At 63.5% G+C, this 11,312-nt stretch carries 11 protein-coding genes; 3 read left to right on the forward strand and 8 right to left on the reverse strand.

Annotated elements, in window-relative coordinates; genetic code table 11:
* Nucleotides 1-111 precede the first annotated feature (111 nt).
* Complete coding sequence (locus XI03_RS07845; protein ID WP_173015837.1) at nucleotides 112-264, forward strand: hypothetical protein; 153 nt, start codon at nucleotides 112-114, stop codon at nucleotides 262-264.
* 111 nt (nucleotides 265-375) lie between these two features.
* Here XI03_RS07845 and XI03_RS07850 read toward each other — a convergent pair whose 3' ends face one another.
* Genes XI03_RS07850 through pxpB form a run of 3 tightly spaced genes read right to left on the reverse strand, consistent with a single transcriptional unit; the run spans nucleotide 376 to nucleotide 2,940 of the window.
* Nucleotides 376-1,143, reverse strand: a complete 768-nt coding sequence (locus XI03_RS07850) for a LamB/YcsF family protein (protein WP_271591778.1) — start codon at nucleotides 1,141-1,143, stop codon at nucleotides 376-378.
* 31 nt (nucleotides 1,144-1,174) lie between these two features.
* Nucleotides 1,175-2,212, reverse strand: a complete 1,038-nt coding sequence (locus tag XI03_RS07855) for a biotin-dependent carboxyltransferase family protein (RefSeq protein ID WP_271591779.1) — start codon at nucleotides 2,210-2,212, stop codon at nucleotides 1,175-1,177.
* A complete protein-coding gene (gene pxpB / locus XI03_RS07860) occupies nucleotides 2,209-2,940 on the reverse strand; it encodes a 5-oxoprolinase subunit PxpB (RefSeq protein ID WP_038970362.1) in 732 nt (243 codons plus the stop codon). The genes XI03_RS07855 and pxpB overlap by 4 nt, the downstream gene beginning before the upstream one ends.
* Nucleotides 2,941-3,192: 252 nt before the next feature.
* On the opposite strand from pxpB, the gene XI03_RS07865 reads away from it, so the two are divergent.
* Both XI03_RS07865 and XI03_RS07870 read left to right on the forward strand, forming a co-directional pair.
* A complete protein-coding gene (locus XI03_RS07865) occupies nucleotides 3,193-3,891 on the forward strand; it encodes a ribonuclease activity regulator RraA (RefSeq protein WP_028144577.1) in 699 nt (232 codons plus the stop codon).
* 17 nt (nucleotides 3,892-3,908) lie between these two features.
* Entirely contained in the window at nucleotides 3,909-4,313 is a 405-nt protein-coding gene (locus XI03_RS07870; RefSeq protein ID WP_028144578.1) for a (R)-mandelonitrile lyase, read from the forward strand.
* 64 nt (nucleotides 4,314-4,377) lie between these two features.
* On the opposite strand, the gene XI03_RS07875 is transcribed toward XI03_RS07870, so the two are convergent.
* The 5 genes from XI03_RS07875 to XI03_RS07895 all read right to left on the reverse strand — a co-directional run.
* Nucleotides 4,378-4,734 carry a hypothetical protein gene (locus tag XI03_RS07875; protein ID WP_028144579.1) on the reverse strand — a complete coding sequence of 119 codons (357 nt, stop codon included), beginning with the start codon at nucleotides 4,732-4,734 and terminating at the stop codon, nucleotides 4,378-4,380.
* A 150-nt stretch (nucleotides 4,735-4,884) separates the two neighbouring features.
* Complete coding sequence (locus tag XI03_RS07880; RefSeq protein ID WP_271591780.1) at nucleotides 4,885-6,078, reverse strand: hypothetical protein; 1,194 nt, start codon at nucleotides 6,076-6,078, stop codon at nucleotides 4,885-4,887.
* A 64-nt stretch (nucleotides 6,079-6,142) separates the two neighbouring features.
* Nucleotides 6,143-7,720 (reverse strand): CHAT domain-containing protein, encoded by a 1,578-nt coding sequence (locus XI03_RS07885; protein ID WP_038951089.1) that lies wholly within the window; start codon nucleotides 7,718-7,720, stop codon nucleotides 6,143-6,145.
* On the reverse strand, nucleotides 7,717-10,509 hold the full coding sequence (locus tag XI03_RS07890; protein WP_271591781.1) for a PAS domain-containing protein: 2,793 nt from the start codon (nucleotides 10,507-10,509) through the stop codon (nucleotides 7,717-7,719). The genes XI03_RS07885 and XI03_RS07890 overlap by 4 nt, the downstream gene beginning before the upstream one ends.
* Before the next feature lie 447 nt (nucleotides 10,510-10,956).
* The coding region (locus tag XI03_RS07895; RefSeq protein WP_271591782.1) for a DUF2147 domain-containing protein at nucleotides 10,957-11,312 on the reverse strand (356 nt) is incomplete at its 5' end.

An 11,312-nucleotide genomic window follows, 5' to 3' on the forward strand; every position in this document is an offset into this window, starting at 1 on the left:
GTCTGCAATGCGGCCGCTTCGGAGGAGGCGCATCGCTATTTCCTCCGGCATCTTGCCTCCCGCCCTGGTTGATCCCTCATAATCCCGCAAATGGGGCGTTGGAGATCGACCATGCGCGAACTATCGGCGGAAGCCAGGCTGCACTTCTACGCGCGCTCGCTCTCGCGGCGGACCGGGGCGAGCATGCATCATTTCGCGCTCTACAGTGCGTTTGCCGTGATCGCGGCGATCGTGTTCGGCACGTTGTCGGTACATCCGTTCTAAAGCTCTCGTAGGGTGGGCAAAGCGAAGCGTGCCCACCGCCTGTGTCAATCATGCAGAGATCGTGGGCACGGCGCTTTGCGCCTTTGCCCACCCTACGGCACCTGTTTTGCTTCACCCGCGCTTGAACGGCGCGACCTCGATCCCCGCATCCTTCAAGGCCTGACGCAAGGTCCGCGCGATCTCGACGGCGCCGTGCGTGTCGCCGTGGATGCACACCGTGTCCGTGCGCATCTTGATCACCTTGCCCGTCACCGAAACCACCGCGCCGTCCTGCACCATGCGCACCACGCGGTCGGCGATGGCCTTGGCATCATGGAGCACCGCGCCGGGCTTTTTGCGCGAGACGAGGTTGCCGTCGTCCTCATAGGCGCGGTCGGCGAACACCTCGTGCACCATCGGCAGATTGGCGTCCTCGCCGGCCTTCACCAGCTTCGAATTGGCGAGCACGACGAAAATCAGGCTGGGATCGACCGCCCTGATGCCGGCGGCGATCGCCTTCGCCGTCATGTCGTCCTCGCAGGCGACATTGGAGAGCGCGCCATGGGCCTTCACATGCGTCACCTTGTGGCCGGCAGCGGTCGCAATCGCCTGCAATGCGCCGATCTGGTAGGCGACGAGGTTCTCGATCTCGGACGCCTTCAGGCCCGCGATCGGATGGCGACCAAAACCGTGCAGGTCGCGATATCCGGGATGGGCGCCGACCGAGACGCCGCGCGCCTTCGCCAATTCCACCGTCCGGCGCATGATGTCGGGGTCGCCGGCATGGAAGCCGCAGGCGACGTTGACCGAGCTTGCAAGCTCGGTCATCGCGGCGTCGTTGCCCATCTCCCACGCGCCAAAACCTTCGCCGAGGTCGCAATTGAGATCGATCGTCTTCATGGGTGCTCTCCGCCTTTGGTCGTCGTGTCGTTTATGGCTCCGCCGTCACCTGCCAGGTTCCGGCATCCATGGCGCTCACAGCATAGCCCGCGACGTTGGCATCGCTGAGCGCCTCGATGTTGAGCGCGACACTGTCGGCAGAGCGCAGACGGTCGGGCAGGTTGCGGATCAGTTGCGCAAACTTCCTCGCCTCGTCCTGCGCCTCGGCCATGCTGACCGCCCTGAAGCGGAACGCGGTTCCCGCCGAGGTCTGGGCGAGGCGGCCGACATCGGCCGTGATCACGGTTGCGATCTTCGGATAGCCGCCGGAGGTGCCGCGGTCCATCATCAGCGCGATCGGCGAGCCGTTGCCGGGCACCTGGATGCTGCCGTTGACGGTGCCGTCGGAGACGATGTTGTGGCCGTGCAGATGCTTGATGGCGGGGCCCTCGAGCCGGTAGCCCATGCGGTCGGAGGTCGCCGAGATCTTCCACTCGCTGTCCAGGAACAGCGCCTTGTTGGCGTCGTCGAACTCGTCGTCCTGCGGACCCAGCACGACGCGGATCGGACCGCTAATGGGCTTGGGCAGTTCGATGCGCAATTCGCCCGCACCGCTTGCAGCATCGACCGAAAATTCGTCACCGGCCTGGAGCGGGCGCGGGTAGGGGCTGCCGAGGCCGGCGCGGGCATTCACCGCGAGACTGCCGAACACCATCTCGCCTTTGATGGCGCCTTCGATGGCGAGATACGTAAATGCGCCGCCGCGGGCAAAGCCCAGCGTCAGCGTCTCGCCGTCCTTCAGCGTCACCGATGTGTCCATCGCGACCGGGGTCCCGGCGACGTCCGCATTGCGCGGCGCGCCTGAAATCGCCACGCGCACGGCGCCATCGCGCGCGGTGAACGTGGCGCCGAACGGACCGATCTCGACGCTGGCCGCGAACGGCTCGTTGCCGACCAGCGTATTCGCCGCCGCCAGCGACAGCCGATCCATCGCACCACTCACCGTCAAGCCATAGCGCTGCGCGCCGTGGCGTCCGCCGTCCTGAACGGAGCTTGCCGGGCCGATGCTGGCGACGACGAGCCGGCTCATGCGTCCACCTGCTCGGCGACGATCTCTCCGGCTTCCGCAGCGCGGTCCAACTCCTCGAAGGTCTTGTGGTCGATGGGGAAGAACGTGACGCGGTCACCGGGTTCGGTGAGGAAGGTTGGATCGCGGTGGAGTTGATAGGTTCTGACAGGCGTGCGGCCGAGCAGATGCCAGCCGCTGGGGGCGGCGAGGCACTGGATCCCGGCCTGGACGCCGCCGATCGAGATCGTGCCGGCGGGCGTGAGCAGCCGCGGATTTTGTCGGCGCGACATGTGCAGGGATTTGTCGAGGCCGCTGAGATAGGACCAGCCCGGCGTGAAGCCGATCATGGCGACCTTGTAGTCGCCGCCCGCATGCCGTGCGACGATGTCATCAGGCGTGGTGTTCAGCGCCCTGGCGACATCCTCGAGGTCGATGCCGTGCTCGCCGCCATAGGCGACGGGAACGCGCCAGCGCCGCGCCTTGGTCACCGGCGGCGGCGGCTGAATGGCGATCGGCAGCAGCTTTTCGCCGAGTGCGTCGAAACCGATCTTGCCCGGATCGTAATGCACCAGCAGCGAGCGATAGGTCGGCACCGTCTCGGTGATGCCATCGATGGGGCTTGCTGCGAGCGCCTTGTCCAGCGCCAGCACGCGTTGGTTGGCATCGTCGTCGATGGTGCGGCTGAACTCGACCGTGACGGCGCTGTCGCCACTGGGCAGAAGGCGGGGCGGGGGGAGCGTCGCGGCCATTGAGCTGTCGAAGAGCTGTCGAAATCGGGCTTTTGCGGGAGCGGGCTCGAAGTTCCGCTCACCCCTGCTTCGCGTAAATGCGCCCGCAAGTCCAATAAATTAATGCAGGAGGCCACGATAAGGCTTTGTTATCGCGTCGCATAACAGCCCACCGGCCCTGCATTATTGATAGCCTCTTGGCCCTTGACGCAAAGCGCCCGGCTCGCAAGATGCGCCCGTTCTTTCCCGCCCATCCGGAGCTCGTCTGTTTCCATGTCGCTGTCCCCCGAAGCCCGCAAGATCCTCGCCGGCATCACCACTGCCACCATCACCACGGTCCTGCTGAAAAAGGGCCTGCGCAATGTGTGGATGCGGGGCGCGCGGCCGCTGCGCCCGGGCCTGCCGCGTCTGGTGGGGCCGGCCTTCACGCTCCGCTTCGTGCCGGCGCGCGAGGATCTGGCGACGCCGGAATCCTGGTCCTCGCCGATTTCGACCCGCACCGCGATCGAGGCGATGCCGGAAGGCTGCATCGCCGTGGTCGACGCCATGGGCATCACCGATGCCGGCATCTTCGGTGACATCCTCTGCGCCCGCATGATGAAGCGCGGCGTCACCGCGCTCGTCACCGACGGCGTCGTGCGGGACGTCGAGGGCGTGCTCGGCACCAACCTGCCGGTGTGGTGCGACGGCTATGCCGCGCCGCCCTCAGTGGCTGGCCTGACCTTCGTCGGCTGGGGCGAGCCGATCGGCTGCGGCGGGGTTGCCGTTTTTCCGAACGACATCGTGGTCGCCGACCAGGACGGCTGCGTGCTGATCCCGCAGGCGATGCTCGACCACGTCCTCAACGAGGGCGTCGAGCAGGAGCGGATGGAGGCCTGGATCGTCAACGAGGTGAACAACGGCGCTGTGCTGCCGGGTCTCTATCCCATGAACGCCGAGACCAAGGCGCGCTACGCCGCCAGCAAGAAGTAACGGAAGCGAGGACCTCCATGGAAATCACTGTTGCCGGCACGCGGCCGACCCGCCGCGCGCCCAAGGAAAACTTCACCGGCACCGTGTGGCAGGATCCCGTGATCATGGCACCCGCGCCGGCACGGCTGAACTGCTCGCGCGTCGCGTTCGAGCCGGGGGCGCGCACCAATTGGCATCACCATCCGCTCGGACAGACGCTCTACGTCATTTCCGGCGTCGGCCGCGTCCAGACCAAGGGCGGTCCGGTCAGGGAAATCCGCCCCGGCGACACCGTCTGGATTCCGCCGGGTGAGCTGCACTGGCATGGGGCCTCGCCGACCAACGGCATGTGCCACATCGCCATGCAGGAAGCATTGGACGGCGTCTACTCGACCTGGCTGGAGCCGGTGACGGACGCGGAGTACGGCGCGGCGCTGGGCTGAGGCGCACATGTCCCGGATCGGCGGCGCAGCGTTACCCGCTGCACCGCGTCCGGGACACCGCAACCTACATCCGTTCCGCCGTCCACGTGCCCCTGCACAGCGCACCGCGCCAGGTGCCGGAGCCCGAGGTGCCGCTGAGCCGGCCGAAGCCGACGGCGCGCTTGATGCCGGTGCTCAAGGTGACGTTGATGCTGCCGGCGTCCGCCACACGGCCCGATGCCGTCACCGCGGCGCTGGTCGATGCGATCTGCCCATTGTTGATACCGATCGCGACGGTGGCGCCGTTGCCGCAGGTCTCGCTCGAGGACGAGATCCGCACGTTCCAGGCGCCGTCGAAGCTGGTCGATGCTGCATTTGCCTGTCCGCAGAGCAGGGCGATGGCCGAGATCGCGGCAAAGATACCCTTGCAAGGAAGTCGCATGACACGCCCCATTGGCTGAACCTGGGGGAAATCGTGTCACGACGCGGGGCGGACCGATGTGAGGGGTGTCACGCATCGTTCGGACGCTGCCATCGCGCCTAGCGCCGCCGCATCAGCCGGGCAGAGGCGTGAAAGCAGGCGTTCGCGCCATCACCTTGCTTTCGCGGTGCGATTGAGCACGCGCGCCAGCGAGACGGCGGAGCTTGTATCGACCAGAGGGGCCTTGCCGATAGTCTTTCGCAATGCGAACGCCTCGGACGCAAAAAGCTTGTCCGGATCGTCCGGGGCGTCCTTGATGCCGGTGAGCAGGCGGATTTGCATGCCCTTCAGGAGCTCTGTCACGGCCGGTTTGGCGATTGTCTTGTCGTTGGGGTCGGCCAGGAGTGCCTCTTCCCAGCCGCGGTGAGCATTTTTCGGTGTCACGCGCTCCACGAGCTTGTCGTAGCTGGTCTGGTAGGCGCCGATGGCCACGAGACGATCGTTTTCGGCGAGCTCAGGCGAAGTGATCACTTCGGAGCGCAGCGTCAGCATCTGTTCGTCCGCATGCTCCAGCTCCCGCTTCATGATGCTGCTTGCAACACCCTGCCAGTGTCGATGAAATCCGAGCTGGGTGAGAGGGTTGATCGTATCCGGCCCCTCAGGAAGCAGGCTGGCTGTGAACTCAATGGCCAGGAGGCACACACGCTGACCGTCCAGCAGCAATCTGTCGTCGGTCACCACCAGCCGCTTGGCAACCGCTTCGTCGAGATCGGAGCCGGCAACCAGGAGATAGCCGCTGCGGCCGAGCGCATTGCCGTCGGCGTAGGAGAACAAGGGCGTGACGATGTTGAGTCCGAACAGGCCCGCGACCCGGTCGTAGATCTTTTCAGCCACGCGCAACCCGTCGGAAACACCCGGCGCGAGCCCGGTCTGTGTGGTCAGGTCGGCGGCCAATTGCAGGACCTGTTGCGCGACGTCGTGAAACGGAAGGCGGAACAGCCCGACGAACAGAGACAAATTGTCCTGCTTCATGGGCGCGCGTCTGACGGCGTAGATGTTCTTGAAGTCGACGTAACCTGGAGCGGCACCGGCCGCCTTCAGCTGAGCGGCGATCTCGTCGTTGCTCAGGATCGTGGGCCGGCGCTGACGCCCGTCGCCGAAGCTGAACTCGGTGAGCACGACGCCGAGCGGAAGGAACGAGCTGAAAAACTTGCCGCCCTCTCGCAAGCCCATTTCGACCATGCGCACGCCGAAATAGCTCGCTTCGGGCAGGAAGGTCTGTCCCGCTGTCATCGCGTTGCCACCGCTCGATGCGACGTAACCGACGTATGGGCGCCGCAACTCGCGGCTCGCCCAGTGCTCCACGACGTTCTTGAGTGTGGCCCAGACTGTCATGACATCCTTCCACTCCAAGCTGCCCAGTGGTTGCTCACTGGCAGCGTGCTGCCCAATCGGTCGACTGCGCCAGCAAGATCGGCGAGAGCCAGATCGGGCTCTCTTCGTCGTAGTTCAGGCTTTCCCACGATGCGCGGCAGGCTTTGCGGAACGCGACGCAAACGGACCGCGTCTTGTAGAGCTCGTCATAGAACTCCCTTGCGAACTGCGGCGCGCGTTCGTCCTCGACATTCCAGCGGAAGCCCAAGGCGTAGGGGATCCCGTTCATCACCAGTTGCTGAACGCAGCCCTTCGAGATGCCACGGCAGGCCGAGAGGTAGACCAGAGTCGTCGTTGAAAGCCCGTCGGATGCCGCCACCCTGTCGAGCTTCAGGCCGACCGCTTGCTGCGGTTGCAGTCCGGGAAGGACGAGGGTCGCGGTCTGCTGGCCATCGCTCCAGGCGTGACCGGCGTAGTGGAGAATGGTCGGCCGGAATGCGTCGAGCTGCTTCAGCAGATAGGGGGCGGCCTCGCCCGGAGGGGCGTCCGACAAGTTGACGATCTTCAAATCGAAACAGCCCGCGGCACCCAGCTGTTTCACATGCTCCAGTTCGGTATCGATGTTGCCAAGCTTGTCGAATTTCTTGCCATCGCAGATCGCACTGTCGAGCTTCAGATCGGGATGTTCACCGATCTGAGAACGAACGAACATCAGTTTTGCGCCCTGTTTGATCCGCGCTCGTTCGCTGGCCCTTCCGCGGACAAAGGACGGGATGCGCCGGACAATCGGCGCGTATAGAAGCACGAATGGCCCATTTTCCTCCGAGAGATAACGTACACTCGCCTCGAAGGGCACCGGATAAAAGCCTGCGTCGCTGATGACGAACCGGAACGACAGTCCCACCAATCCGCCCGCGGACTTCTCGATCTGCGAGAACAGATGTTCGCCGATCGCTTTGACAACGAAGCTCTTGAACAAGCGTGTTCCGATGTCCCGCGTTTGGCCGAGCCAGTTGTTCAGCGGCATCTCGTCGCGCGCATAGGTCTGAGCGGCAGATTTGAGGTCATCGAGATCGCTGATGGTGTTCCAGCGAAGCATAGGAGAGCCGTCTTCACCCGTTCCGAGCCGGCATTCCACCTTGGCGCTATGGATTTCGATCTCGATCACGCGGAACGCGCCCGGAATCGCATTCGTCTCGTCGGGATGCCCGGTGAGAATCGCAATGAACGGGCGCAAGATCCGATGCCGGTGCAGCTGTAGCGCGTCCATCGGCAGGATTAGGGCGTTGCCTGCTGCTCTGCACTCTTCCTCCAGGTCCGCGCAGGTTCCGAACGAAGGCGCGATGACCAGCACGGAGGTGTGGGGGTCCTGGGCCAGGACGACGGTGTTGAGCACGTGCTTCGCGCCGAGTGTCGTACGTGTGTCGTAAACGGCGCTGGGATCAGTCGGCAACCGGGCGTCGAGCACGAGCAATTCAGTCTCATTCGCGATGAGCCACTCGCTGGTCTGGTCCGGGGTCATCAAAGGCTTGTCGTACAAGTCCTCCAGGGCCACTCCTGCCGCGAGCAGATGTCCCCGTAGCGTTTCGAACATGTTTGGTTCGGCGGTGGCTATGGCAATCTTTGCTGTCATACCGGTGCCCCCTGCACGCACAATGGCAGGTTGAACTCGAATCCCGCGCCGTCCAGCTCGATCAGATCGCCGTCGTGCTGCTCGGCAGCCTTGCGAATAGCCTCGACCGCGACGCTGGCCATCTGCCGTGCCCGGTGCTGGCTCTGCTCGATCGGGTCCGTCGCCGACGGTGTCAGAGCGTCGGCAATTGTCGCGGGTAAGCGCATGGACACCGAGAGACGATGCGGCGGCCGTTCCGCGATCGTCACGGTCAACCTGTCGTTCGGCGTGATGCGCAACAACAGGAGGGAGCTGAGCGCAGAGCGAAACGCAAAGCTCAACCTCTTCGTCCATCCCTTGACAAGCACCGGACGACGCATCGCAATCTCGTCGACGACGTGGATTGCGTCACGATCCTCGACGGGAAGGCTTTCGACCTCGTGATAGAGCACTTCCAATACGTCGAATTGCTCGGGGGCTTCCTGCGGCGTCTGCTGAACGGTCAGACGATCGGACAGACGTTCGAAAGTCAGGTCGGCCCTCAGCAGGTGGTTGGCGGCCTGCTCGAGCAGCTCGGCGCAATTTCTCATGAGCTCTGGTTTGCTCAGGAGCGATGCGGCGCCGCGCAGCAGGCCATCGGCCATCAACAGTGGGGCGCGGGTCTCGCGTGCGACGGCGGTGACGGTCTCTTCCAGATAACCCCAGTCGCTCTCCCGGCTTTGGTCGGCAAGGCTGGTGAACAGCCAGAGTTGATGACCATAGTCGTCATTCAACGGCTCGCGATTTGCGAGAGTCGTCAGCTCGGTGCGCGGTGCGTCGCCGATCGTCAGGTGGATGTGAAGGCGGTGCTGGATCCCGCATTCCGACAGTTGCATGGAATCTTCGTTCCGGGCGCCAAATGACGAGAGCTTCTTGTCACGCGCCCGGCCGAAGATGTTCTCCGCTGCACCATTCATGTGGCAGATCGTGCCGACGGCGTCCACGATGACGGCCGCCTGCTCGATTCTATCCATGAGCGCGTGCTCGATCGCTTCGTGCCAGCGAGCCGCAAAGATCTGTTCGCAGTCAGCGGCGAGGCCACTTGCCGCGTCCTGATCAGGCCCACGGAACGCGTTGAGCTCCGATGACTCCATGTCCAGAATCAGTTCGATCTTGCCATTCACGAACAGGGGAACTGTCATGGCGGATCGCTGATCGGGTGCGGTTTTGATGAAGCCGTAGTTCTGCTCGGGGTCGCTGATGTCAGGAACAACCAGAATGCTCCGCTCGGCCAGGCAGCTGCCGAGCATGCCGCTGGACAGCTCCTGGGTATATTCGGCCTTGCGGTCAGCTGCTTTCACGAGCAGATTCCGGTCGTTCTTGACGTGCTCGGCGACCAGCACGAACTTGCTGCGGCGGCGATCGACCCGGAATACGCCGACATACTCCCAGCCCAGGCATTTCGTGGTGCCTGTGGCCAGCAGTTCAGCGATGGCGCGTGCGCTCGCTGCCTTGTTCAAATCGTCCTTGAGTTTGCGCAAGGCGCGTGCCTGGGCATGTTCCATGGCGGCGTCTGCGGCCTGCAATATCTCCTCGACGCCGAGATTTTGCAGCGTGCGCAGATCCGAGGCGGAGTATTTGTGCTTGCGGGACAGCAGAGCCAGTGAGCTTCCAAACCGGCCTCCGGCTTTGCGGATCGGCAATACGAGCATCGACTCGAATTCGTCGGCGATGATGGCCTTGCTCACCGGGTTGTCCATTTCCTCCGGATTGAGGCGCTCGACGAACGCGGCCAAATTGTTGTCCCACGTCTTGCCGTGCTCAAGCCAATCGATCACGCCGGGCGGCACCTTGAACCAACGCGTGCTCCACTCCCAGCCAGGTCTTGGAAAGACAGTGACCGCTCGCCAGTAATCGCTGAGATCGTTGTAGACCCCGAACGTGCTCATTTCGAATGGGATGACTTTGCCGATGATCTGAAGCGTTGCCTCGATGATCTTCTGCGGATCAGCGTGCTCGGCCAAAATCGTCTTGAGCTCGCGACGGGCGCGATCTTCGGCAAGAGGGGCGAACAGCACCAATAACCCGGCCGAGCTGTTCGGTGCTTCCATGTAGGGCGTTCCGCTGACCCTTGCCAGGACAGAACGACCGTCTTTTGGGCGGAGCCTGACGAAACTCGAGAAGCCCGTCTCCTTGGTGATCCATTCGGCGAACGGATTCGTCGTTCCCTCGTCCTCGGGTCCGAATACGAGGGAGAGTGACATCTCCTTGAGCTCTGATTCCGAGAAGCCCAGAACCTGCACCGCGCGCTCGTTTGCAAACCGGATCTTGCCTGTCAGGTCGGTGCGGAGCACGCCATCCTGCAAGGCATCGAGGCGGCTCTGTTCAGCGCTCTGGTCGAGAAGGAGTGCGTAATTGCCCGGCTTTCCGTCTTCGTCGCGCAGCGGGCCGATCTCGACTCTGACCTGACGAACCGCTTCGTCGGTCTGGATGTCTGCGCGCAAACTCGTGTTGTGATTTGCCCGGAGGGCCATGCACACATCGGCTGCACGGGATCCGAACAACCCGGAGAAAGCAGCGCCGCGCCTGCCGGGAATGAGCTTGTCGAATGCCGCGTTCGAATAGACGATGCGGCCGTCGTTCGCCAGTTCGACGAAGGGAATCTCGCTGTAATGTGCGGCTTCATCGAGCGCGTCATACCGATCCGACAATACGCTCAGCATGGTATTTTGCGATTGCAGGATCTTGCCCACGGTCTGAGCGTCGAAACCGAACTCCGAAACGAGCATCCGCGCTTGCTCGTCGACCAGAGGCTGCAGCGCGGTCGTCAAGCTTGTCTGCCGACTACGGAGCGCGCCGATCACATGGCGTCGTATGCTTTCCTCCGACATCAACAAGCCGGGGCCCCAGTCACCTGAGACTAGCGATGGCGTCGCACGGAGTTCCTCCATAACAACCTCGCTCGCTTACGCAACTATCGGCGCCGAAAGAAGATCGGCAAATGGTTCTTTTCGGTCTACTCAATCTCGGCGAAACGGCGCCGACTGCGCGGTAATCAGGTCGCAAATAGTCTGGCTATCAATCCAGACTAGAAGCAACGATGGCGGGCAGAGTATGAAATGGTTCACAGTGGGGGCATTTGAATCGAGCGGTCGTACGCACGAGGTCCCGGCGGGGATAGCGACGACTATCCCGGCAGTCGGATCATCGATTGCAGGTTGTGGAGCGAAAAAGCGTCAGCCTGGCTGCGCCATGTTGGCTCACGTGCTATCAGCCGCTCAATTCACGCGCGTCCAGGTCTGGCCGCCGCAGAACATGCCGCCGAAGGCGCAGCCCTGCACGCGCAGGCGGTCGGTGCCCTTCATCGCGATCGTCGAATCGTAGGTCGAGCCGGAGTTCGGATCGAGGATGCGGCCGGACCATTTCTGGTCCTTGCTGGGCTTCATGTTGATCAGAACCTGCTCGCCATTCTGGTTCGATTTGCCGTCGACCGAATAGCCACACAGATTGGTGCCGCATTGCTCGATGCGGACCTTGCCTTCCTTCTCCTCGGTGAGCCAGACGCCGAGCGGTGAATTGAGATCGCGCGTAGGCGCGGTCGCAGGAGCTGGTGGAGCGACGGCGGCGGCCTGAA

This window comes from Bradyrhizobium sp. CCBAU 65884 (genome assembly GCF_028128835.1).
Taxonomy (GTDB): Bacteria; Pseudomonadota; Alphaproteobacteria; order Rhizobiales; family Xanthobacteraceae; genus Bradyrhizobium; species Bradyrhizobium ottawaense.